Origin of the sequence: Flexivirga endophytica, assembly GCF_014640635.1 — a bacterium.
GTDB lineage: Bacteria > Actinomycetota > Actinomycetes > Actinomycetales > Dermatophilaceae > Flexivirga > Flexivirga endophytica.
In genome coordinates this window covers 506,894-529,182 of sequence record NZ_BMHI01000004.1, presented here as the reverse complement: position 1 = coordinate 529,182, position 22,289 = coordinate 506,894, and the positions used below count along the sequence as shown (strand labels likewise).

20 protein-coding genes are annotated in these 22,289 nt (G+C 67.4%); 15 read left to right on the top strand and 5 right to left on the bottom strand.

Translation table 11 applies throughout. The features are described from left to right. Positions 1-68: 68 nt before the first annotated feature. Together IEX71_RS14530 and IEX71_RS14525 are read right to left on the bottom strand one after the other, a co-directional pair. A complete protein-coding gene (locus IEX71_RS14530; protein ID WP_188837746.1) occupies positions 69-3,386 on the bottom strand; it encodes an AAA family ATPase in 3,318 nt (1,105 codons plus the stop codon). Next, a complete protein-coding gene (locus IEX71_RS14525) occupies positions 3,383-4,552 on the bottom strand; it encodes an exonuclease SbcCD subunit D (RefSeq protein WP_188837745.1) in 1,170 nt (389 codons plus the stop codon). Before IEX71_RS14525 ends, IEX71_RS14530 begins: the two co-directional genes overlap by 4 nt. A gap of 245 nt (positions 4,553-4,797) precedes the next feature. On the opposite strand from IEX71_RS14525, the gene IEX71_RS14520 reads away from it, so the two are divergent. Continuing rightward, positions 4,798-6,282, top strand: coding sequence for a glutamate-cysteine ligase family protein (locus tag IEX71_RS14520; protein WP_188837744.1), 1,485 nt, complete (start codon positions 4,798-4,800; stop codon positions 6,280-6,282). A 3-nt stretch (positions 6,283-6,285) separates the two neighbouring features. Here the strand turns inward: IEX71_RS14520 and IEX71_RS14515 are convergent, their stop codons facing one another. After that, positions 6,286-6,900 (bottom strand): histidine phosphatase family protein, encoded by a 615-nt coding sequence (locus IEX71_RS14515; protein WP_229749740.1) that lies wholly within the window; start codon positions 6,898-6,900, stop codon positions 6,286-6,288. A 157-nt stretch (positions 6,901-7,057) separates the two neighbouring features. Here IEX71_RS14515 and IEX71_RS14510 point away from each other — a divergent pair, with 157 nt between their 5' ends. The 7 genes from IEX71_RS14510 (at position 7,058) to IEX71_RS14480 (ending at position 12,239) form a co-directional block, all read left to right on the top strand. Continuing rightward, complete coding sequence (locus IEX71_RS14510) at positions 7,058-7,492, top strand: OsmC family protein (RefSeq protein ID WP_188837742.1); 435 nt, start codon at positions 7,058-7,060, stop codon at positions 7,490-7,492. Positions 7,493-7,494: 2 nt separating this feature from the next. Further along, entirely contained in the window at positions 7,495-8,034 is a 540-nt protein-coding gene (locus tag IEX71_RS14505; RefSeq protein ID WP_188837741.1) for a DUF1697 domain-containing protein, read from the top strand. A 38-nt stretch (positions 8,035-8,072) separates the two neighbouring features. After that, entirely contained in the window at positions 8,073-8,696 is a 624-nt protein-coding gene (locus IEX71_RS14500; protein ID WP_188837740.1) for an L-threonylcarbamoyladenylate synthase, read from the top strand. 42 nt (positions 8,697-8,738) lie between these two features. Next, positions 8,739-9,608 (top strand): DUF3626 domain-containing protein, encoded by an 870-nt coding sequence (locus IEX71_RS14495; protein ID WP_188837739.1) that lies wholly within the window; start codon positions 8,739-8,741, stop codon positions 9,606-9,608. Between the two features lie 10 nt (positions 9,609-9,618). Next, positions 9,619-10,596 (top strand): quinone oxidoreductase family protein, encoded by a 978-nt coding sequence (locus IEX71_RS14490; protein ID WP_188837738.1) that lies wholly within the window; start codon positions 9,619-9,621, stop codon positions 10,594-10,596. A gap of 318 nt (positions 10,597-10,914) precedes the next feature. After that, a complete protein-coding gene (locus tag IEX71_RS14485) occupies positions 10,915-11,820 on the top strand; it encodes a hypothetical protein (RefSeq protein ID WP_188837737.1) in 906 nt (301 codons plus the stop codon). Positions 11,821-11,840: 20 nt separating this feature from the next. Beyond that, on the top strand, positions 11,841-12,239 hold the full coding sequence (locus IEX71_RS14480) for an HNH endonuclease signature motif containing protein (protein ID WP_188837736.1): 399 nt from the start codon (positions 11,841-11,843) through the stop codon (positions 12,237-12,239). A gap of 161 nt (positions 12,240-12,400) precedes the next feature. Here the strand turns inward: IEX71_RS14480 and IEX71_RS14475 are convergent, their stop codons facing one another. Next, positions 12,401-13,777: an esterase-like activity of phytase family protein gene (locus tag IEX71_RS14475; protein WP_229749739.1), complete on the bottom strand. Its 1,377-nt coding sequence runs from the start codon at positions 13,775-13,777 to the stop codon at positions 12,401-12,403. 170 nt (positions 13,778-13,947) lie between these two features. Here IEX71_RS14475 and IEX71_RS14470 point away from each other — a divergent pair, with 170 nt between their 5' ends. Genes IEX71_RS14470 through IEX71_RS14460 form a run of 3 tightly spaced genes read left to right on the top strand, consistent with a single transcriptional unit; the run spans position 13,948 to position 17,423 of the window. Next, positions 13,948-15,294 (top strand): MFS transporter, encoded by a 1,347-nt coding sequence (locus IEX71_RS14470; RefSeq protein ID WP_373284633.1) that lies wholly within the window; start codon positions 13,948-13,950, stop codon positions 15,292-15,294. 40 nt (positions 15,295-15,334) lie between these two features. Further along, entirely contained in the window at positions 15,335-16,663 is a 1,329-nt protein-coding gene (locus IEX71_RS14465; RefSeq protein ID WP_188837734.1) for a C1 family peptidase, read from the top strand. A 1-nt stretch (position 16,664) separates the two neighbouring features. Then, a complete protein-coding gene (locus IEX71_RS14460; protein WP_188837733.1) occupies positions 16,665-17,423 on the top strand; it encodes an alpha/beta fold hydrolase in 759 nt (252 codons plus the stop codon). Positions 17,424-17,983: 560 nt separating this feature from the next. Here IEX71_RS14460 and IEX71_RS14455 read toward each other — a convergent pair. Further along, positions 17,984-18,769 (bottom strand): phosphotransferase, encoded by a 786-nt coding sequence (locus IEX71_RS14455; protein ID WP_188837732.1) that lies wholly within the window; start codon positions 18,767-18,769, stop codon positions 17,984-17,986. A 151-nt stretch (positions 18,770-18,920) separates the two neighbouring features. On the opposite strand from IEX71_RS14455, the gene IEX71_RS14450 reads away from it, so the two are divergent. From IEX71_RS14450 to IEX71_RS14435, 4 genes are all read left to right on the top strand, one after another. Then, positions 18,921-19,472 (top strand): P-loop NTPase family protein, encoded by a 552-nt coding sequence (locus tag IEX71_RS14450; RefSeq protein ID WP_188837731.1) that lies wholly within the window; start codon positions 18,921-18,923, stop codon positions 19,470-19,472. A gap of 199 nt (positions 19,473-19,671) precedes the next feature. Next, positions 19,672-20,574: a metal ABC transporter solute-binding protein, Zn/Mn family gene (locus IEX71_RS14445; RefSeq protein ID WP_188837730.1), complete on the top strand. Its 903-nt coding sequence runs from the start codon at positions 19,672-19,674 to the stop codon at positions 20,572-20,574. Continuing rightward, positions 20,571-21,404, top strand: a complete 834-nt coding sequence (locus IEX71_RS14440) for a metal ABC transporter ATP-binding protein (RefSeq protein ID WP_188837729.1) — start codon at positions 20,571-20,573, stop codon at positions 21,402-21,404. Before IEX71_RS14445 ends, IEX71_RS14440 begins: the two co-directional genes overlap by 4 nt. Next, positions 21,401-22,252, top strand: coding sequence for a metal ABC transporter permease (locus tag IEX71_RS14435; protein WP_188837728.1), 852 nt, complete (start codon positions 21,401-21,403; stop codon positions 22,250-22,252). Before IEX71_RS14440 ends, IEX71_RS14435 begins: the two co-directional genes overlap by 4 nt. The last annotated feature ends 37 nt before the right edge of the window (positions 22,253-22,289 follow it).

The following is a 22,289-nucleotide window of genomic DNA, read 5'->3' as shown; positions in this document are numbered from 1 at the left end:
TCACACATTAGGAACCTCAGCGGACAGGATCTGTCCGCTGAGGTTGCTGTCGCATGCCTCACCGGGGCTCATGCGACCGAGTCGGTCACGACCTGCAAGGTCGAGCCGTGCGCGGTCTTGTGCACGCGGATCTGTGCCGGGATGCGGGTGCGCAGCTCGGCGACGTGGCTGACGATGCCGACACTGCGCCCGCCGGCGCGCAGGCTGTCCAACACGTCGAGCACCTGCTCGAGGCTGTCCTCGTCGAGAGAGCCGAAGCCTTCGTCCACCAGGAGTGTCTCGAGCCGTCGTCCGCCGGCGGACTCCAGCACTGCATCACCGAGACCGAGCGCGAGGGCGAGTGAGGCGATGAACGACTCGCCACCGGACAAGGTCGCCGTGTCGCGTGTGGTGCCGGTCCACGCGTCCCGAACGCGCAGGCCGAGCCCGCTCTTGCTGCCCCGCGCAGCGCGTTGATCGGTGTGCTCGAGCTGGTAGCGGCCGTCGGTCATCAGCTGCAGGCGTTCGTTGGCGAGTGCCGTGACGGACTCGAGCCGCGCCGCGAGGACGTATGCCGTCAATCGCATCCGCATGGTGTTGTCGCCCGCGCCGGCGACCGCCGAGGCAAGAGATGTGGCGACGGCCAGCTCGTCGCGCAGCGGACCGACCTGCTCGTCGTGGTCGGCCAACTCTGCGGTGATCTGCTGAAGCTTCCCGTGGGCGCGGCGGACCTCGCTGACGGCGTCGCGGGTATGTCGAGCCTCGTGCTCCGCGGACGTCAGATCTGCGGCGATCTCGTCGACCACCGCAGCCGGTGCCTGCGCGGCCTGTGCGACGTCCGGCTGCTCAAGGACTCCGGTCGCCTTCGCCGCTGCGGTGCGTGCAGTGTCGACCAGCGAGCGCAGACCTTCGCAATCTTCGTCGGAAAGGCTTGCTTGCGAGGCCGATCGGGCATCGGGGAAGCCGGCTTCCTGGAGCATCGCGTCCAACTCGGCGTGTGCCGTGCCGGCCTCCGACCCGGTCGTCCGCTGCTGCGCCGCGGCGACACGGAGTCGGTCGAGGTCTGCGACGCACGCTGCGTGCTCGGCAGCAGGATCTGAGTCCGCGGTGCAGCCGCACGCGGCATCGTGCGCCTGCGTCATCTCCGTCAGCCGGGAGGTGCCGGACTTGACCTGCGTGCGCAGCGACTCCAATCGCGACTGCGCCAGGCGGACAGCCCCGAGCCGTGCAGCCAGCGCTTCGTGTGCCCCGGAGCGCTCTGCCTCGAAGCTGCGCACCTGCTCGTCCAGTATGGCGAGCTGGTCCGCCGCAGAGCCCGAGCGATCGACCTCCGCCGTCACACGATCGCGGGCGTCGGTCACGAGCTGCGCGAGCGAACGGAGCACGGTGGCGAGCTTTGGGTCGACCGAGGGGGAACCGGCGTCGAGCGCTGCGGTCAGCTCGGTGGCTCGTAGCTGATGCATGTCGACCGTTGCGGCGAGCGCTCGCCGCGTGGTCAGTGCGCCGTCGACGGAAGTGGTGTCGTCCTCGGAGGCCGAGTCGGGTGCGTCCCGAACAGGTGCTGTGGTCGCAGTCGTCAGCGCATCGAGCGCAGTCCGACAGGTCGCCTGTGCTCGACCCATCAGCGCGGACCACCGGGCGGCCGCTGCGGCGGCCCGATCGGACGCGCCGGCGGCAACCTCCTCGGCGGCCGCGACCTGGTCGGCGTCGACCCGATCCGGTGCCGGTCGTGCTGCCTTCGGGTGGTCGGCCGAACCGCACACCGGGCACGGCTCGCCAGTGACTAGGTCGTCGGCCAGCTCCGCGGCGATGCCGGACAATCGCGCGTGGCGGAGCCGGAGCACTTCCTGCTCGGCGGCGGTCCAGACGCGTTGGGTGCGCCGGTGCTCCTGCTCGGCCGCGATCAGCGCGTCGACGTCGTGGACGGCACCGGCCAGTGAGTCTGTGGCCTCATCGACTTCGTCGAGCAGCTGCTGCCAGCCGGGATGTGCGAGTGCGTCCGGCAGCACTTCGGCGTGGCGCGCGTGGAGCTGCGACAGCTGCGTCGCTGCGGCGTCGATCGCGCGCTGGCGATGCTCGGATTCCCGTTGCGCCGTCCGCAACTCGTCGGTCGCGCCACGAACCGCTCCCACCAGTGTCCGCAACTGCCGGAACACCTCCTGGCGTCCGGCGAGTGCCGCGGTGCCCGCCGCGGCCCGCTCGACGAGGGAGTCGAGTGCGGTCTCGGTCAGTCCGTCGTCATGGTGCGGCTCGGGCACCGGCCAGGCACTGCGTCGTGCGAGATCGGTCCGACAGGAGGCGGCGGCGCGGCGTGCCTGGGCATGGGCCTGGTCGCGCCGGGCTGCTGCAGCGATCGCGGGGCGGCAGCGCTCGGCACGGGCGGATGCTTCGAGCCGGGTCTCCGCGTCGATGAGGCGCGGAGCCTGATCGGCGACCTCGTCGAGCGTTCGCCGCGCTGCCTGCGCCTGGCGCTGCAGCGCAGCCAGCGATTGTTCCGCTGCAAGCCGACCGCGTAGTCGCTCGACCTGACCGGCTGCGGTGTCGGCCGTGGCGAGTGCTGCGGTCAGGCGGTCGGACAACGCCTCGACCAGATGGGCGAGCAGCGCGCCGTCCGCTCCGTCCTCGAGCCGGCCGAGCGCGTCCGTGGCATCGTCCGCGACCTCTTCCCGGACAGCGACCTCGCCGTGGGCTGCGGAAATGTCCGCGGGGATGGCGCCATCGGTCTCCTGAACGACCCCGCTGAGCACGTCCCGAGCCCGCGCGATCAGCGTCGCTCGCTGGGCATCGGCCTGCGCCCTTTGTGTTTCCAGGGACCTGCGATGGCCGGCCAGCCACTGCTCGAGCGCCGCGAAGTCACTGATGTCGAAGAGTCGCTCGAGCAGTCGCCCGCGGTCGTCCGGCTTGGCGTGCAGGAAGGCGGTGAACTCGCCCTGGGGGAGCAACATCACCTGCGCGAACTGGGGCAGCCCCATGCCGAGGAGGTCGCCGATCGTCTGCGCCACCTCGTCCTTGCGGGTGCTGACCGTCTCCCAACCGCCTGCGTGCCTTTCCTCCAGCGTCACGCTCCCGCGCTGGAGGCGGGTGCCGATGCCGCGCTTCTTGGCGACCTCGTGCTCGGGGGAGCGGCGGACCCGCAGACGACGACCGCCGACGCCGAACTCGAGCTCCACCTCCGGCCGCACCGACGGCTCGGCGTGATCGCTGCGCAGCGTTTCGCGACCCTGCATCCGACCGCCGGGAACGCCGGCGAAGAGCGCGAAACAGATGGCGTCGAGAACACTGGTCTTGCCGGCTCCGGTGGGTCCGTGGATCAGGTGCAGCCCGCCGGTGGCGAGCCCGTCGAAGTCGACCTCCTCGGAGCCGGCGAAGGGTCCGAATGCCTGCAGGCGCAGGCGATGCAGCCTCATGCCACTCCGTCGACGGTGTGCACGCGGTCCGGTCCGTCGGCGGCATCACGACCGAGTCGGACCTGCTCGACAGCCTGTCGCAGCAACGTCCGCTCTGCGTCGGTGGCACCGGAGCCACCACGGGTGTGTTGGAGGAAGTCGCAGCACAGGTCGAGGGTGTCCTTGCCGGCGATCTTGCTGGTGTAGCCGTCGACGCGCAACTGCGTCACGGGTTGGTCGAAGAGGAGTTGCACCGTGTGCGGGAAGCGTCGGCGCAGCCGGTCCATCGCACCCAGCGGCCGGGCGGTGTCGGTCAACGTGACCTGACACCAGGACTGCTCGGCGTGTCCCAACTCGGGGTCGGCGAGCAGGTCGTCGAGCGTGCCGCGCAGTCTGGCCAGTGGGCGTGCCACGGGTGCGTCGACCAGCGTCGTGGAGACGGCGTCGCCGTCCACCTCGATCAGCACCGAGCTCTTGCGGTGATCGGCCTCGGAGAAGGACATCGCGACCGGCGATCCGCTGTAGCGTCCGAGGTCGCCGACGCGCTGGGCGCCGTGCAGGTGACCGAGGGCGGCATACGAGAGACCACGGAACGTCGATGCGGGCACCGCGCTCGCCCCGCCGACGGAGATGTCTCGTTCGGAGTCCGACGTCGCCGAGCCCACGACGAACGCGTGTGCCATGACGACACCGGGTGTGCCGCGGGTCGCCAGGTCGGCATGCACCCTGCGCATCGCCGCGCGCAGCACGCCGGCGTGGGTCGCCTCGGAAGCGTCCAGCAGTGGAGCCGCCAACGCCGGCTCCAGGTAGGGCAGCGGATAAACGGCGACACCGTCCAGCAGCACGGGCGTGCCGATCGACTCGACGGCGGCGCGGATGTGCACCCCACCGTGCTCCAGCACACGGGAGCCGAAACCGAGCCGCACCGCGGAGTCGTGATTGCCGGCGGAGAGGACGACCTGGGCCCCGGCGTCGCGCAACCGGACCAGTGTCTCGTCGAGCAGTGCGACGCTGGTCGGGCCGGGTAGCGCGCGGTCGTAGACGTCACCGGAGACCAGCACCGCGTCGACACGCTCGGAGCGGACGACCTCCACCAGGTGATCGAGGTATGCCGCCTGGGCGTCCACCAGCGAAGCGCCGTGGAAACTGCGTCCCAGGTGCCAGTCGGAGGTGTGGATCAGGCGCATGTCTGCAGGGTATGAGCCACCGCCGACACTGCCGCGCAGCACGCCCGGCGTGTGGCGTATCGCTGCTCGGGATGGACCCAGGGATCCGGTTCGTTGTCCGCATGATGACGCCGCCGCAACCGGTGCCGGCGTTTAACCGCCGGTCGGCCGAAGAATGTGCGAGCGTGTCGTCACGCCGGTCCTACGCCGGCCCAAGGAGATCCTCATGGAAGTTCGTCCAGGACAGCAGAGGAAGGTTGAGCCTCATGGGTAAAGATGTCGCTGCGACGTCATACACGCGCGAGCAACGGCAGCGTTATCGCGAGAAGGTGCGTCAGGACCTGGACGTCTTCGAGCGGATGCTGCACACGCACAGCTTCGATTTCGAGCGCCAACTGACCGGCATGGAGATCGAGTTGAATCTGGTGGGGGAGGACCTCCACCCGACGATGAGCAACGCGAGCGTGCTGGCCAGCATCGCCGATGAGGACTACCAGACCGAGCTCGGGCAGTACAACATCGAGCTCAACGTCAGCCCCCGCCCGTTGCCCGGCGACTCGGCGCTGCAGTTGGAGAAGGACCTCCGCGAGAGCCTGAACAGGGCCGAGAAGCAGGCGAACTCCGCCGGCGCGCAGATCGCGATGATCGGCATCCTGCCGACCCTCATGCCGGAGCACTTCACCACCGAGTGGATGAGCGCGAACGCCCGGTATGCCGCTCTCAACGAGGCGATCTTCTCCGCCCGTGGTGAGGACATCTTCATCGACATCGAGGGCGGCGGTGGCGATCGCCTGGCGATGTTCGCCGACTCGATCGCGCCGGAGTCCGCGTGCACCTCGGTCCAGCTGCACCTGCAGGTGCAGCCGCACCGGTTCGCCGATCACTGGAACGCCGCACAGGCGCTGTCGGCGGTGCAGCTCGCGATCGGCGCCAACTCGCCATACTTCTTCGGCAAGGAGCTGTGGCACGAGAGTCGAGTGCCGCTCTTCGAGCAGGCGACCGACACTCGCGCCGTCGAGCTGAAGAACCAGGGGGTGCGCCCGCGAGTCTGGTTCGGCGAACGCTGGATCACCTCGATCTTCGACCTCTTCGAGGAGAACGTCCGCTACTTCCCGTCGCTGCTGCCGGAGTCGACCGATGAGGACCCGGTGGCGGTGTTCGAGGCGGGTGAGGCGCCGCAGTTGGCCGAGCTGCGTCTGCACAACGGCACCGTCTACCGCTGGAACCGCCCGATCTACGACATCGTCGAGGGCAAGCCGCACCTGCGGGTCGAAAACCGTGTGTTGCCAGCGGGTCCCACCATCATCGACGGTATGGCGAACAGCGCGTTCTACTACGGCGTCGTGCGGACCCTCGCCGACTCCGACCGTCCGGTGTGGACGCGGATGAGCTTCGCGGCCGCCGAGGAGAACTTCTACAGCTGCGCGCGGCGCGGCATCGACGCGAAGGTCTACTGGCCCGGATCCGGCGAGGTGCAGGCCGACGAGCTCACGCTGCGGCACCTGCTGCCCATGGCAGACGAGGGGCTGAGGTCGTGGGGCGTCGCGACCGAGGTGCGCGATCGCTATCTCGGGGTGATCGAGGCGCGGTGTCGTACCGGCCAGAATGGCGCGTCGTGGCAGATCGACTGCGTCAACGCGCTGGAGGCGAAGGGTAAGGACCGCGCGAGCGCCCTGGTCGAGATGCTGCGGATCTACCTGGAAAACATGCACATCGGTGAGCCCGTGCACACCTGGGAGCTACCGCGCTGACCGTCACCCTGCGACGTCGCCGCCGGTGTTCCAGACCTGGATGCACGGTGTCCCGTGGTAGAAACCGAGCGTCGACAACGAGCCGGCGTTGAGGATCAGCTGGGCACCCATGCGCACCTCCTGGCGGAGAAAGATGGCCGCGAAGATTCGCAACGAGTGGCCATGCGCGACCAGCGCGACATTGCCGACCTCGAGCAGCGGCACCACATGACGAACGACGTGGCTGACTCGTGCTGCGACATCCTCGACGGTCTCGCCCGGTGTGGCGCCTGACTCCACTCCATCGGCGAAGATCTCCCAGGACGGGTCGCCCAGCTTCTCGCGGATCTGCGGTGTCGAAAGTCCCTCGTACGCGCCGTAATCCCACTCGCGCAGGTCGTCGTCGATCCGCAGGTCGGTCAGTCCGGCGAGCTCGGCGGTACGGCGTGCCCGTTGCATCGGGCTACAGAACGTCGCCACGACGTCCAGCTCGCTGACCTGGTCGCGCAGCTTGCGCGCGTCGGCCTCTCCCTCGGGCAGGAGTGGCAGGTCGGTGGTGCCCGTATGGCGTCCGCTGCGCGACCACTCGGTGGCGCCGTGGCGGATCAGGACGATGCTGTGCTCGGAGTGCGCGCTCAACTCGCACCCCTCCTTCGCCCCACCCCACGAAGTTCTCCGCCCCTTCGTCGCTCCGATTCTTCGCGGGGACCCCGGAGGGTTGCGCGTTTCGCCCGGAGTCTGTTGGAACGCTCGCTTCGCTCGCTCACGGATCACACCGTACTGGCAGGATTGGAGCATGACGACTCAGCCTTCGGACGCCCATCGCTCGATCACGATCTCCCGGACCGCCCCCGGCAAGTTCCGCGCCACCAACGCGCGTGGCGGGACCATGGACTTCGGCAGCGGCGGCGACGATCAGTTCACGCCTGTCGAGTTGATGCTCACCGCAATCGCCGGTTGCACCGGGATCGACGTGGACATCTTCACGACCCGTCGCAGCGAGCCCACGGGGTTCGAGGTCACCGCGGAGGGTGACAAGTTGCGTGACGAGCAGGGCAACCACATGGGCCCGATCGACGTGACCTTCCGGGTGACCTTCCCGGAGGGCGAGGAGGGTGACGCGGCGCGCAAGGTGCTTCCCGAGGCGATCCGCAAGTCCCACGAACGCCTGTGCACGGTCAGCCGCACGGTGATGCTGCCGACCGAGGTCACTTCGCACGAAGCCGACTGACGATGCCACGGCATGTCGTCCTGCTGCGCGCGGTCAATGTCGGCGGTAGGTGGGTCAAGATGCAGCGCCTGCGGGAGGTGCTGACGGTTGCTGGTTTCGCGGATGTGCAGACGCATATCCAGAGCGGCAACGTGCTCGTCGGCAGTTCGATGCGCAGTGCGTCCAAGGTCGGCACGGCCCTGGAAGCGTTGCTGGAAGCCGAGTTCGGCTTCGCCATACCGTGTGTGGTGCGCAGCCCCGCCCAGCTACGGCAGGTCGCCGCGTATGCCGCGGGCCTCCCGGATCCGCTCCGCGGCGCCACGCTGCGGCGCTACGTCACGTTCTTCCGGGAGCCGCTGCCGGAGGATCGGGCGGCCGTGCTTGCCGGGTGGGATGTGCCTGGCGAACGCCTGCACCCGGCTGGCAGCGAAATCCATTGGTGGCTCGGCAAACCCACGCACGAGGCCAAGGTCTCGAACGCCGTGCTGGAGCGCGGCGGCGCGGTGGCGACGAGCCGTGACCTGAAGGTCGTTCGGGCGCTCGCCGACAAGTGGGGCGCATAGGACTGCATGGCCCGTGGGACACGTCGTACGGTGGGCGCATGGCTCGCTACTTCGACGTGCATCCTGAGGACCCCCAGCCGCGCAGCATCGCGCAGGCCGTGCAGATCCTGCGCGACGGTGGGCTGATCGCCTATCCGACCGACTCTTGCTTCGCGCTCGGCTGCACGCTGGGCAACCGCGAGGGCCGCGATCGGATCGTCCGCATCCGGCAACTGAACGACAAGCACAACTTCACCCTGATGTGCCGTGACTTCGCCCAACTCGGGCAACTCGTGCACATCGACAACCGCGTCTTCCGCGCGATCAAGTCGGCCACTCCGGGTCCCTACACCTTCATCCTTCCGGCCACTTCCGACGTGCCGCACCGCTTGCAGCAACCTAAAAAGAAGACCGTCGGCGTCCGCATCAGTGATCATCCCGTCGCTCGTGCGCTGGTTGCCGAGCTCGGTGAGCCGATCATGACCAGCACGCTGCTCCTGCCGGACGAGGAGGAGCCGCTCACCGACGGTTGGCAGGTCAAGGAAGCGCTCAACCACCAGGTCGACGCGGTGATCGACTCCGGCGAGTGCGGCATCGAGCCGACGACCGTCGTCGACATCTCGGACGGGTACGCCGAGGTGACTCGCATCGGAGCCGGTGACCCAACGCCGTTCGAGGCGTGACCAGGACCCACCCGTTCGAACGGGTCTGTCCGGGCCGTCAGCATGCCTGAGTCACAGCAGGATCCAGTGACCGCGGCGGTCGCGGCCGTGGCCGGACGTGCGATGGGCGCTCCGCTGGATCCGCGATTGCGGGTCACGTGCAGTTTCCACCCGGACCGGTGGGCGTCGCCGGACAGCGGTGAGTTGGTGATCGAGCGCCTGGTTCGGGAAGGGGTCTACGCCTCGCAGTTCGTCACAGGCACCAGCAACGGCGGCCTGACGGCATACCTCGGCGGTGACCGGTTCCGTTGGGAGAGCTCACTTTTCGATGGTGCGTATGACGCCGCCGACCCGGATCTGCGCCCGAAGTACGGCGCGCTCGATCACCGGTTGCGTGGCACAGGCGCATCGCCGAGGTTCGGCTCGTCATACATTCGGCTCGCGGCGCACACGCTGGAACGCACCACGTTCTGCTACCCCGACAGTTTCGCCGACCCGACCGACTTCGGTGTCGCTGCAGCGTGTTCGTTGACCGGTCTCGCCGATGCGGACAGTCGTGACCTGATGGACGACTACGTGGAGGCGCACGTGCACGGACACCTCGACCTGGCCACGGACGTGGAGGCTCTGGTCCTCGATCCGAGCTATCGGGGGACTGTGGTCGAAGAGGCAGCCCGTGGTCTCGCCTGTCCGGTCGAGTGGCACGGGGGTTTCGTAGCCTCGATCGACGACATCCGTGCTCACCCCGGGTTCCGGGGAGCTGAAATCGTCTCGCTGGCAGGTGAATTGGCGGTGGACGGACGGCTGACGCCGAGGCTGGTGGGCGATGCCGCTCGCACCGACCGGCACCACCCGCAGGCCATCAAACAGGTCTGGCACTACGTCGCTCGATTCGGCACCGCGGAAGGCCGTGCGAACCGGCCGGCTGACTAGAGTTGTTCGTATGACACGTGCTCTGGTGGTGACGAAGCCCGGTGACCGATCCGTCCTCGAGGTGCAGGACGTCGAGGTGCAGCCGCCGGGGTCGGGCGAGGTGCAGGTCCGCGTCGCCGCGGTCGGCGTCAACTTCATCGACGTCTACAAACGGCAGGGCGTCTACCCGCTGCCGACGCCGTTCGTTGCCGGCGAAGAGGGCGCCGGTGTGATCGAAGCCGTCGGGCCCGACGTCGATGACTTTTCCGTCGGTGACTCCGTGTCGTGGGCCGGACCTCCGAGCAGCGCGGCCGAGCTGGCCAACGTGCCTGCCGCACAGGCCGTGCCGGTGCCCGACGGTCTTGCGCTCGACGTGGCTGCCGCCGCGATGCTGCAGGGTATGACGGCGCACTACCTCGTCAACTCGACCTGGCGGATCGAGAGCGGTCAGATCGCGCTGGTGCATGCTGCGGCCGGGGGAGTGGGGCAGCTCCTCGTGCAGCTGATCACCGGTACGGGCGCGACCGTCGTCGCAACCGCCGGCAGTGACGAGAAGCTCCAGATCGCAAGGGATCTCGGCGCACAACACACGATCAACTATCGGGAGCTCTCCGGCGATGCGCTGGCAGAGGAGGTGCGGCGCGTTGCCGGTCGAGGCGTCGACGTCGCCTATGACGGAGTCGGCAGGGCCACCTTCGACGCCTCCCTGAAGTCGTTGCGGCCGAGAGGCCTCGGTGTGCTCTTCGGTGGCGCGAGCGGACAAGTCGACCCGCTGGACCTGCAGGTCCTCAACAAGCTCGGCTCGCTCTTCGTGACCCGGCCGACCCTCGCGTCCTACCTGCTGGACCGGGAGGAGTTGCTCTGGCGCTCGGAAGACATCCTCGGCCAACTCGCCGCCGGGCGCTTGAGACTGCAGGTCGGCGCGCGCTACTCGCTGGACGAGGCCGCGGCGGCGTACGAAGCGCTCGAGGGTCGTCAGACGACCGGGAAGCTGCTGCTCATCCCATAAGTCGCCCGCGAGAGGGGCGCGGCGCGACGGTGGGTCGTGCCTTCTGGCAGGTCGGGCCTCTGGTGCGTTGAGTAGGTCGGAGCGCCGGCGGAGCCCGTATCGAGACCGCCGACGCTGCCGGAATCGATTATGCCTTGGCGGGTCGAGTGTCGGAGGAGCGCAGCGGGGGAGGTGTATCGAGACCTCGGACGTACTGTCCGCGAGGTCTGGATGGATGGCACACCGCCCCACAGTCGATTGAACGAGTACTGCTGTTGCCACTAGGAATTCGTGGTTCAAACGCTTGAACCAGTATTCGAACACGCGTATCATGGTGACATGGAACAACCGCCGGTCGCACCCACACCCGGACAGGGTGCGACCGGCGGTGCTGCGGGCAAGATCACCGCCGCGTTCGACCTGCTGGTCGCAGCGTTCCAGGACTCTCGGGTCGACGCCGCGGCCTTGTCGAAGGACGACCTGCTGGATCAGGTGGTGGCCACCCAACAGGTGCTGAACACGGTGTGGGCGTTGCAGTCCGCCCGACTGGCCCAAGCCGGCGCGATCGAAGACACTTTCACCCCCGACTCTCGGGACCCGCGAGGATTCCGGGACCCGCAGGTCCGGCACCCCGTCGGGGCGTTCCGTGCCCCGTTCATCGGCTCCGAGCTCGGACCCCGGCTCGGGTGGACCACCGGGCAGGCCGAGTCCCGCGTGAGCGAGGCCACTGATGCGATCATCCGCACCCCACGCCTGTTCGGCCATGTCGGCACCGGGGAGTTGGAGCCGGCCAAACTCACCAGCATTCACCGCGCACTCGGCCGGGTCGCCCGCGAGACCACCCAGGACGGCACCCCCGCAACCCTGGACCTGGCCCGGCAGGTCGAAACCGCGTTGCTGGGTGACCCCGACCATGCCTTTGGCCCGACGCGTTCGCGCACCCCGTCACCGGGACCACCGTCTTCCCCCACGGCCGCCCCACCACACCCACACCGGCAACAGGGCGACCGTGCGGTGTCAGAGTGCGCAGTCAGGACGAGATCGACCGGGAGTTCAACGAACTCCTCAAACACCAATACCCACCATGTGACGCGGATTTCGCCGACTGGGAACTCGACGACGAATACGCACCCACCGACCTCGACCTGCACGCCGACCTGCACGCCCACCAACTGCGAGGAGCGCCACCATCCGCGACGACCACCCGTGGCGCACCACCACCATCAGAACCCCGCGCCCCTGTAGCCCGGTTGGGTGATGCCACCGTGCCCGGCATCGGCACCATCCCCGCCGACGTCATCGAAACCATGACCCGCTCGTTCGGGATGACCATCACCCGTGCCCTGATCGACGCCGACACCGGCGTCACCCTGGAAACCTGCGAAACCCGCTACCGGCCCAGCACCCGCCTACAGCACTACGTCCAAACCCGCGACCGGCACTGCCGGTTCCCCGGCTGCACCACCCCCGCCCACCGCTGCGACCTGGACCACGTCACCCCCTGGCCGCACGGCCCGACCGCCGCAACCAACCTGCAATGCCTGTGCCGCCACCACCACCGCACCAAACAAGCCCACGGCTGGACCGTCACCATGACCCCCGACGGTGCATGCACCTGGACCAGCCCCACCGGCCGCGACTACACCACCACACCCGGCGAATAACACCAGCCCCCAACACAATTCAGCCGGTGCGGGGTGTGGATACGGGCTCGCCTAACGGCTCGCCCCACCCTTCGAGACACCCGGGTCGTTCCTCACTGACTTCTCAGCGCGACGCTCGACCATAGGTATGACACGAGCTCGCTTACTTGGCGGCCGACTTCTCAACCCTTGAACTCGGCGGGCACCTTCGACATCTCGACGGCAAGCAGCTCGCCGGTGTCCTGCTCGCCGTTCGGCTGCGTCTTCACGTGCAGTCGGTATGGCGCGGCGTCGTTCGCGAGTGCGTCGATGCCGAAGTCGCTGTCGTTGGAGATGACCAGGCGCTTGCCTCCGTCGACGACGGCGACTCCCTCGACCTTGTCGTGCCCGTAGAAGCCACCCTTCGGGTCGATGGCGGTGACCAGGCCTCCGAGGTCGAGGAAGAGTGAGCTCTTGACCGTCCGGATGCCCACGGCGGCAAGGTCATTCGTTGCTGCGCCGGTGCCATGTTTGCCGACGGTGGCTTCGATCGTCTTGCCGCCCACGAGAAGCCCGCCCTTGGCGTCGTCGTACGTCGCGCCCTCGAGTGTCGAGAACTTGCCGACGTCGGTCGCGCCGCGCACGTCGATCTTGAAGAGCTTCTTGTTGGCACCGGGCTCGGGGTCGCCGTCCCGCTCGTCGATGAGGAACTCATGGTTGTTCAACGCCGAGATCTCGCTGACCGCAGTGGACGGCTCGCCATCGCTGTGCAGCAGGTAGATGTATTCGGCGGTCCGGCGAGTGCGCAGATCGATCGTGACGATGCGAACGGCGTTGACGTTCTTGGACTTCGGGCCGTCCGGCGCGTTCAGCGCGGCCTGCATGACACCAACGAGGGTGCGGCCGTCGGGCGTGACGGTCAGGCCCTCCATGCCCTTGTTCGGCTGTCGCTCGGACAACTCCACCGGCAGCGAACCGTCGAAGGGGGAGAGCCGCTCGAGCTGACGGCCGTCGCGGGAGAAGTGGGTGATGAACGGGCCGTACTCGTCCGAGACCCAGAACGTCCCGTCCCGCATCGCCACCAGACCCTCCGGGTCATAGCCGGACGGACTGGGCGACAGCTTCGTGCCGTTGAGGTCGACGATCGTCTCGCCGGTGCTGCCGGCCAGGCTCGTCTGCCCGTTGTATGGCGTGCCATCGGCGGCCCGCAATGGGATCCGCTTCACCAGCTTCGCGCGACCGTGTTGCAAGCGGAACTCGCCGATGGCCGGTGTGAAACCCGGAAGCGGCTCGACCTTGACGTCGTCGGGACCGTCGACGTTGGGACCACGGTCGGTGACGCCGTAGAAGGCGGTACGCGAGCCTGGCTTGGCGGTGAACGACGACCCGTATGCCGCACCGTCGATGGAGACGCCTCCCGCCATACCGAGTGGGTCGATGGATTCGGTGTAGAGCTGCACGGCCGACGCCGGATCGGAGTCGTGACGACCATGCTCGCCGTGCGCGAACGCCGGGGATGCGACCGAGCACGCCAGCGCGGCGACGATCGCTGTTGCGATGAGAGTGCGATGACGGGCCACGGGTGCTCCTGGATCTTCGATGCCGGCCGACGGGTGCGGCGGCCGTCGGAAGCCAACCGGTCGGCCATGTCCAGCGGGTGTGCGCGTGCCGACGTTCCGGTGAACTTTGGCGCACTGGATTTGGTCTATATATAGCTGGTGTATATAGTTTTGCAGGTTCGGAGTCATCGATGTCGAAGGAGTGCAGCGTGAGTCACCCGGTGGCCGGGGAGAAACGGCCCTCCATGTTCAACCAGCCCAAGGCGGTCTACGCCGTCGCTTTCGCGTGTGTCGTCTCGTTCATGGGCATCGGCCTCGTCGACCCGATCCTGCCGGCGATCTCCGAGCAACTGGACGCGACGCCCAGCCAGGTGACGCTGTTGTTCACCAGCTACCTGGTCGTCACTGCCGTCGCCATGCTCGTGACCAACGCCGTCTCGAGCCGTATCGGCGCGAAGAAGACACTGATCGCGGGACTCGCGCTCATCGTCGTGTTCGCCGCACTGGCCGGATCGGCTGGTTCGATCGACGGCATCGTCGGCTTCCGCGCCGGTTGGGGCCTGGGCAACGCGCTGTTCATCGCGACCTCGCTGGCCGTCATCGTGTCGTCGGCGACCGGCGGTTTCGCGGGCGCGATCATCCTCTACGAGACCGCCCTCGGCATCGGCATCGCGTGCGGGCCGCTCCTCGGCGGCCTGCTCGGTGAGATGTCCTGGCGCGGTCCGTTCTACGGCGTCTCCGTGCTGATGCTCATCGCTCTGATCGCGACCGTCTTCTTCCTGCCGGACACCCCGAAGCCGACGGTTCACACGTCCGTTCTCGCGCCGCTGAAGGCGCTCACCCACCGCGGACTGCTGACGATGGGTGTCGCGGCGTTGTTCTACAACTGGGCGTTCTTCACGATGCTCGGGTATGCACCGTTCCCGATGAAGCTGTCCGCGATCCAGCTCGGCTTCGTCTTCTTCGGCTGGGGCATCCTGGTCGCGATCTTCGCCGTCTTCGGCGCGCCGTGGTTGCAGCGTCGCTTCGGCACCGCCCAGACGCTGTATGTCGCCCTGACGCTCTTCGCGATCGACCTGGCGATCATCGCCATCTGGCCGACCGATCGCACGGTGCTGATCTGCGCGGTCATCGCCGCCGGCATCTTCATCGGTATCAACAACACTCTCACCACCCAGGCCGTCATGGTGATCTCGCCGGTGGAGCGGCCCGTCGCGTCCGCGGCATACGGCTTCGTGCGCTTCATCGGCGGCGGTCTGGCGCCATACGCCGCGGGCAAGCTGGTGGAGCACTACAACCTGCACGTCCCCTTCGCCATCGCGGCCGGCACCGCGGTGCTGGCGGCAGTCCTGCTCAGCACGGCCCACAAGACCCTGGTGGCCGCGGACAAGGGCATGGACGAGGAGGGGCATCACGTGGAGGGTGCCGATGAGCCCGACAGGATCGCAGGCGAGGTCGGCGACGAATTCGGCGGTGCTGCAGGCGCTTTGGACGATTACGAGCGCGAAGAGGAGCTCAAGACGAACCCCGTACGGTAATGCTTGTCAATCGACGTCGGCCTCGTGAGAAGCTGAAGTCATGAGCCAAACTCCCACCCCGTTGACCGAGCAGGACATCGAACTCCTCCGCAAGGAGTTCGATGCCCGCTCGGTCAATCGCTTGTTCCAGAACGCCGTGACCGGCAACTCGATCACCGAGGTCGCGTTGGACCGCTCGGTGATGACCGGCATCGACCGATCGATGTCCCACCGGCTCGACAAGTGGCCGGTCACCAACCAGCAGAAGAGTGGCCGCTGCTGGATGTTCGCCGGCCTCAACCTGCTGCGGGCCGGCGTGATGGACAAGCTGGGGGTCAAGGACTTCGAGCTGTCCCAGAACTACCCGCTCTTCTGGGACAAGCTGGAGCGCTGCAACTACTTCCTGCAGTCGATCGTCGAGTTGTCCGACCGTCCCGCGGACGACCGGACGCTGTCGTTCGTCCTCGAGGACGTCATGGGCGACGGCGGCCAGTGGAACATGTTCGCCGCGCTGGTCACCAAGCACGGTGTCGTCCCGAAGTCGGTGATGCCGGAGACCGAGTCGTCGTCCAACACGGCTGCGATGAACAAGAACCTGCGCAGCCTGCTGCGCCAGGCCGCTCGCGACATCCGCGCGGCCGACGGCGAAAGCGCGGTCGAAGAGATCCGTTCGCAGGTCATGTCGTCCGCCTACCGCATGCTCGCCATACATCTCGGCACTCCGCCCACGGAGTTCGAGTGGCAGTGGACCGACGACGAGGGCGAGTTCCACCGCGATGGCACGCTGACCCCTGCGGAGTTCCGCGACCGTTACCTGACCATCGACGTCAACGACTACGTCTGTCTCGTCGACGACCCGCGCGCGACCAGCCCGCGCGGTCGCACCTTCACCGTGGACCACCTGGGCAGCATCGTCGGGGGAGCGCCGGTGCGCTACCTCAACGTCCCCTCCAGCACGCTGAAAACCCTTGCCGCACAGGCCATCAAGTCCGGTGAGCCGGTGTGGTTCGGCTGTGACGTCGGCCAGATGATGGAACGCGAGACCGGAGTCTGGGACGCCGAACTCTACGACTTCGAGGGCATCTACGACGCGCGCTTCGAGCTGGACAAGGCAGCGCGGTTGGAGTTCCACGAGACGCTGATGACGCACGCGATGCTGCTCACCGGCGTCGACCTGGACGGCGATACTCCGCGCAAGTGGCGTGTCGAGAACTCCTGGGGTGACGAGAAGGCCGACAAGGGCTTCTACACGATGAACGACTCGTGGTTCGGCGAATACGTCTTCGAGATCGCCGCTCGGCGCGACAGCCTGCCCGCCGAGTTGCAGGCGGCGCTCGACGCCGACCCGATCGTGCTGCCCGCCTGGGACCCCATGGGTTCACTCGCCTGAGATGGACGAACCCACCAAGCACCAGTTCGCCTCCTTCGACGGCACCCAGCTCGTATGGCGTGAGCTCGGCGACGGTCGGCCCGTCGTGTTGATCCACGGTTTCGTGTCCAACGCCGTGACCAACTGGATCCGCTACGGCCACGCGAAAGTCGTTGCGGACAAAGGATTCCGGGTGATCATGCCCGACCTGCGGGGCCACGGCGACAGCGGACAGCCGCACGACGCCGCGGCATACCCGCCGGACGTGCTCGCGATGGACGGTGCGGCGCTCGTCGAGCACCTGGGGCTGACCGATTACGACCTGGGCGGCTACTCGCTCGGCGCACACACTTGTGTGCGGATGGTGCTGCGCGGTGCACGACCGTCCCGTCTGGTCACCGCCGGCATGGGGCTGGACGGCATCGAGAACCTCAAGACGCGTGACGAGGTCTACGAAACGGCTTTCGACCTCGACCAGGAGGTCGACAAGCGGTCGGCGGCCGGCAAGGCGCGGATCTTCATGCGGCAGACGGGATCGGACCCGGTGGCGTTGCGCGGCGTATGGCGCTCGAGCGTGCGCACCGACCCCACTGAGCTCGCTGGGATCTCGCAGCCATTGCTGGCCGTGAGCGGTGCACAGGACACCGATCATCGGCAAGGCGCGGAGGCGCTGGCAGCCGCGGTGCAACACGGCACGTTCGTCGAAATCCCGGGCAATCACATGAGTGCGGTGGCGGACCCCGCACTCGGCCGCACGATCGCCGACTGGCTGGCCTCGTGAGCTCCGCGTGATTGACGCAGCTACCGAGCCGTCAAACGTCGGATCCCTGGACCGGGCATAACCGGCTGCGACCTGCGTCACCGTCTGCTGGCGCTGACAGCCACCGCTACCAGCGGTGGCGTCGTCGTGCTTCTTCATCCCCCTGATCGGTCAGCTGTCGGGCTCGTCTTTCCTCGGTCCGGGCCGCAGCGATCACACTCTTGCCGGCGCCGGTGGCTGCGAGTCGTGCGACGTCCTGGCACCGTGTGGATTCCGAGCAGTTGATAGCCGCGGGTCGCGGCATCGAACGCCGAGAGGAGCGAAGCCATCGGGGTGCGCGGAAGTGTCCGGACGTTGGCTCGGTCGGTGACCGCGGGCTCGTGGTGGCAGCACCAGATCCCGTTCGCCCTGCCCTATTGCGGGGCCAGTTCGACGACGGCCCGGCGCGCCTCACGCAGGTCGTCCGATGCTGTCGCCAGACCTGCTGCGGCACGATCTCCGCGCCAACCTCCACCCCCGCACGTGGTCGCATCGTTCGCGCGATAGTGGCGGGTACATCGCTGGCAGCAATCAGCTGTTGGTCAGGCTCGCGCTCGTGACTTCTTCAGTCGGGCGATGGCTTCCGTCAGGCCGCTCGAGATGAGCTCGTCGTGCTGGGTGTCGAGGCCGAACAGCACTTCGTGCCACGGGCTGAGCATGTGCCAGTCACGCGCACGAGCGAGGACCTCACGTGCTGGCCGGTAGGTCTCCAGAACGCCACGGGCGAACATCGGACCAGTGCTCAGGGTTGTGGCGGACAGATCGATCGCGGGATCACCCACGCAGCTGTCGCCCCAGTCGATTATCCCGCTGACCTCCTCGCCGGTTACACGGATGTGGTCCAGTCCCAGGTCGGCGTGGACCACGCAAGGGTCCGCCGGCAGGTGGGCGAGCCGCGCGAGGAGATGTTCGCCGTCGGTGTGGACACCGTCGGGCAGACGAGGCAGGACCTCACGTGCCATCCGGTCACCGGTCTCTCGTCGTGCGGTGTGTGCCGAGTCCGCGTCGCGGAGGCCGTGTGCCATGGCGGCGTCTGCGTCGATCGCGTGTAGCGCCCGTAGAAAGCTGCCCACGGCACGTCCGTGGGCAGCGGAGGTCCCGGGGCACCGTTGCCCAGGAAGGTAGGCGTGCCGCAGTACCAATGGCTCTTCGGCGACGATGACCGGGATCGGGACCGGCAGGGGGAGCTGCGGTGCCAGCCAGGGGAGGAACTGAGTCTCACGGCGTGCTTGTGGTTCAAGTGCCGGGTGCCGGGGGCTTCGCTCCACCCAGCGCCCGTCGACCAATTTCGCGCTCATGTCCCAGCCGTCGTCGAAGTCGTCCTCCATACTCCCCATCTGATCAGATCACGACGTAACTACCGAGCCGCACACATGATGTCGACTCGTACACCTGTAGCTGTCCGACTCGACATTAAGTGTGCGAGTCGAGGCACCACCACGATGCTGAAGTCCCCGTTCGCTCCCGTAGGTTGGCGGGATGCCAGTGACCACCGACCCCACGGCCGCGCGCCGCATTCTTGTCTACGGAGTCACAGGCAGCGGCAAGAGCACGGCGGCCAAGTGCATCGCGGCCCTTACTGGGCTGCCGCTGACCCTTGCGGACGAGCTGACGTGGAAGCCCGGGTGGGTTCCCGTGGCGGACGATCTCCAGCGAGAGCTGTTCGCTGACGTGGTCTCGGCGGACCGCTGGATCCTGGACACGGCATACGGCGCCTGGCTCGATCTGGTGTTGCCTCGGGCGCAGCTGGTCGTCGCACTGGACTACCCGAGATGGTTCTCGTTGCAGCGGCTAGTCCGCCGAACGCTGCTGCGGGCGATCGACAAGAAGCCCATCTGCAACGGGAACACCCAGCCGTGGCGGGGCTTGTACGCGCAGGATTCGATCGTGCGCTGGCACTTCGACAGCTTCGCCCGCAAGCGTGACCGAATGCGCGCCTGGGCGAGCGCCCCACAGGGGCCGCCGGTGCTACTCGTGAAGCGGCGGCGAGACTTGAAGATGTGCTTGTCGCGTCTGCAAACAGCCGGCTGATCTCTCGGCGGACCTGGTCGGCAGGCTGCACTGCGACCAGTGGGTCACGACCCAACTACCGAGCCGCACACTTGGCGCCGAGTCGCACACCCGTAGCTGTGCGACTCGACATTAGGTGTGCGGGTCGAGGCACCCCTTGAGATACTGCTATCGTTCCCTTAACGAGAATGACTATCAATACAGATTGAGGGAGTGCTTCATGCGAGTTCGTTGGGTGGCCGCGGCTGTGGTTCCGGCAGTCGTGCTGACCGGGTGTGGATCCGGTTCGAAGGGATCCGGTGGCTCCGACGGACGTGTCGGTGTCGTGGCCAGCACCAACGTCTACGGCGACATGGTCCGACAGATCGGCGGCTCGCACGTCGACGTCACGTCGATCCTGAGCGATCCGAACGTCGACCCGCACGGCTACGAGTCCAACGCGAAGAACGCGGCAGAGGTGGCCGACGCGAAGCTGGTGGTGGAGAACGGTCTCGGGTACGACGACTTCATGAAGGAGCTGACGTCGTCGGCGCAGTCGCGCGGCCAGACGGTCGTCACCGCGTCGAAAGTGCTCGGTGTCAGCGGGGGAGACGCCAACCCACACCTCTGGTACGACGTGCCGCGCATGCCCAAGGTTGCTGACGCCATCGCGAGCGCACTGAGCGAGATCGACTCCAAGAACAGCGCCGACTACCGAAAGAACGCCGCGAAGTTCAAGAAGTCGTTGCAGCCGATCGACGCGGTGCTGCAGGCGATCAAGGCCAAGGACGGCGGCGCGAAGATCGCCTACACCGAGCGTGTCGCCGGCTACCTACTGACCGACGCAGGACTGAAGCTCGGCATACCGGCCGGCTTCCCGCAGTCGGTCGAGGACGGCGACGACCCGAGCCCGGGCGATACCCTTGCCTTCGACAAGGCCCTGCAGAAGCGCACGGTCCGGGCACTCATCTACAACAGCCAGGTCACTGACAAGCAGACCGACCAGCTGAAGCAGAAGGCGACCGGGGCGGGCGTGCCGTTGGTGGCGGTGACCGAGACAATGCCGTCGAAGAGCAGCAGTTACCAGGCATGGCAGCTGAAGCAGGCGAAGCAACTTCAAGCCGCTCTGGAGAAATCTGCATGAACGACTCAGGCGCCGATGCGCCCCTGATTGATTTCAGAGGTGCCACGCTGAGGCTGGGCGGACGCACGTTGTGGTCCGACTTCGAGCTCGGCGTGCGGGAGGGGGAGTTCATCGCCATCCTCGGACCCAACGGCGCCGGCAAGACCACCCTCCTGCGTGCCCTGCTCGGACTGCAGGAGCTGAGTGCGGGCAAGGTCACCGTCGCGGGCAAGAAGCCGTCGCGCGGCAGTTCGGACGTCGGCTACGTCCCGCAGCAGAAGATCTTCGACGGTGACCTCGGCCTGCGCGGCCGTGACCTGGTCGCCCTGGGCGCTGACGGGCACCGGTTCGGTCGGCCGTGGGCGAGCAACTCGGTCCGGGAGGCGACCGAGGCGATGATTCGTGCCGTCGGAGCGACGTCATACGCCGACGCGCCGGTGGGCAATCTCTCCGGCGGTGAGCAGCAACGGCTGCGCATCGCGCAGGCACTGATGAGCGACCCCAAGGTGCTGCTGTGCGACGAACCGCTCACCTCCCTGGACCTGCGGCACCAGGAAGGCGTGCTCGAACTCCTCGACGAGCGGCGTCGGTCCGCAGGGACAGCAGTGGTGATGGTCACCCACGAGATCAACCCGATCCTGCCGTACGTCGATCGCATCATCTACCTGGTCGGCGGCAACTGGGCGGTCGGCACTCCTGACGAGGTGCTGACCACCGAGCAACTGAGCAATCTGTATGGCGCACCCGTCGACGTCCTGCGCGTGCGCGGCCGGGTCATCGTCGTGGGCGGTGGTGAGACGCCGGAGCAGTCGCATCACTGCGGTCCGGAGATGGCGGTCGCACAGTCATGACGAACATCTTCGACATGCTGCAGTACCCGTTCGCGCAGCATGCCCTGATCGCCGCGACCCTGATCGCGTTGACCTGTGGTCTGGTCGCCCCGTTCGTGGTCATGCGGGACATGGCGTTCGCGGTCCACGGCACAGCGGAGTTGTCCTTCCCGAGTGCGGTCGCCGGCCTGCTGATCGCCAGTGACGCGGTCAGCGGCGCGCTGCTCGGATCACTCGTCGTGGCAACTGCTTTCGCCCTGCTCGGGCGGCGCCGCAGCGAGAGCAACACCGCCATCGGCGTGGTGCTGGCGTTCGGACTGGGGCTCGGTGTGTTCCTGCTGAGTTTCTACAACGGGTTCTCCTCGGCTGCCACCAACATCCTCTTCGGGTCGCTGGTGTCCGCGTCCACCAGGGACGTGATGATCCTCGGTGTGCTCGCGGTCCTGGTGGTGATCACCATGGTGATCATCTTCCGGCCGCTGCTGTTCGCATCGGTCGATCCCGCGGTCGCCATCGCACGTGGTGTGCCGGTCCGTCGGCTCGGCCTGATCTTCCTGCTGTTGCTCGCGTTGACCGTTACCGAGGCCGCCCAGGTGGTCGGCACCCTCTTGGTGCTCAGCCTTGCCATCACGCCCGCCGCCGCGGCCCGTCGTTGGACCGCCAATCCGATCGTGTTCACAGGACTTTCGGTCCTCTTCGCGCTGGTGGCCGCCGACGGTGGGTTCCTGCTCAGCCTTGCGCTGAGCGACACCGACATCAAGGCGAGCGTGCTCATCTCGTTCGTCAGCTTCGCGATCTACCTGCTCTCGTTCGCAGCTGAGCGACTGCGGCGGGACACCCGCACCGCAGGTGTGGCTGCGGCTACTTGATGCCGGTGCCGGCGACCAGGTGTCCGACCATCCACTC

Bases quoted from the DNA above. Each gene is read 5' to 3' on its own strand.
- IEX71_RS14530 (WP_188837746.1), bottom strand. From the start codon at position 3,386: ATGAGGCTGCATCGCCTGCGCCTGCAGGCATTCGGACCCTTCGCCGGC.
- IEX71_RS14525 (WP_188837745.1), bottom strand. From the start codon at position 4,552: ATGCGCCTGATCCACACCTCCGACTGGCACCTGGGACGCAGTTTCCAC.
- IEX71_RS14520 (WP_188837744.1), top strand. From the start codon at position 4,798: ATGGGTAAAGATGTCGCTGCGACGTCATACACGCGCGAGCAACGGCAG.
- IEX71_RS14510 (WP_188837742.1), top strand. From the start codon at position 7,058: ATGACGACTCAGCCTTCGGACGCCCATCGCTCGATCACGATCTCCCGG.
- IEX71_RS14505 (WP_188837741.1), top strand. From the start codon at position 7,495: ATGCCACGGCATGTCGTCCTGCTGCGCGCGGTCAATGTCGGCGGTAGG.
- IEX71_RS14500 (WP_188837740.1), top strand. From the start codon at position 8,073: ATGGCTCGCTACTTCGACGTGCATCCTGAGGACCCCCAGCCGCGCAGC.
- IEX71_RS14495 (WP_188837739.1), top strand. From the start codon at position 8,739: ATGCCTGAGTCACAGCAGGATCCAGTGACCGCGGCGGTCGCGGCCGTG.
- IEX71_RS14490 (WP_188837738.1), top strand. From the start codon at position 9,619: ATGACACGTGCTCTGGTGGTGACGAAGCCCGGTGACCGATCCGTCCTC.
- IEX71_RS14485 (WP_188837737.1), top strand. From the start codon at position 10,915: ATGGAACAACCGCCGGTCGCACCCACACCCGGACAGGGTGCGACCGGC.
- IEX71_RS14470 (WP_373284633.1), top strand. From the start codon at position 13,948: ATGTCGAAGGAGTGCAGCGTGAGTCACCCGGTGGCCGGGGAGAAACGG.
- IEX71_RS14465 (WP_188837734.1), top strand. From the start codon at position 15,335: ATGAGCCAAACTCCCACCCCGTTGACCGAGCAGGACATCGAACTCCTC.
- IEX71_RS14460 (WP_188837733.1), top strand. From the start codon at position 16,665: ATGGACGAACCCACCAAGCACCAGTTCGCCTCCTTCGACGGCACCCAG.
- IEX71_RS14455 (WP_188837732.1), bottom strand. From the start codon at position 18,769: ATGGAGGACGACTTCGACGACGGCTGGGACATGAGCGCGAAATTGGTC.
- IEX71_RS14450 (WP_188837731.1), top strand. From the start codon at position 18,921: ATGCCAGTGACCACCGACCCCACGGCCGCGCGCCGCATTCTTGTCTAC.
- IEX71_RS14445 (WP_188837730.1), top strand. From the start codon at position 19,672: ATGCGAGTTCGTTGGGTGGCCGCGGCTGTGGTTCCGGCAGTCGTGCTG.
- IEX71_RS14440 (WP_188837729.1), top strand. From the start codon at position 20,571: ATGAACGACTCAGGCGCCGATGCGCCCCTGATTGATTTCAGAGGTGCC.
- IEX71_RS14435 (WP_188837728.1), top strand. From the start codon at position 21,401: ATGACGAACATCTTCGACATGCTGCAGTACCCGTTCGCGCAGCATGCC.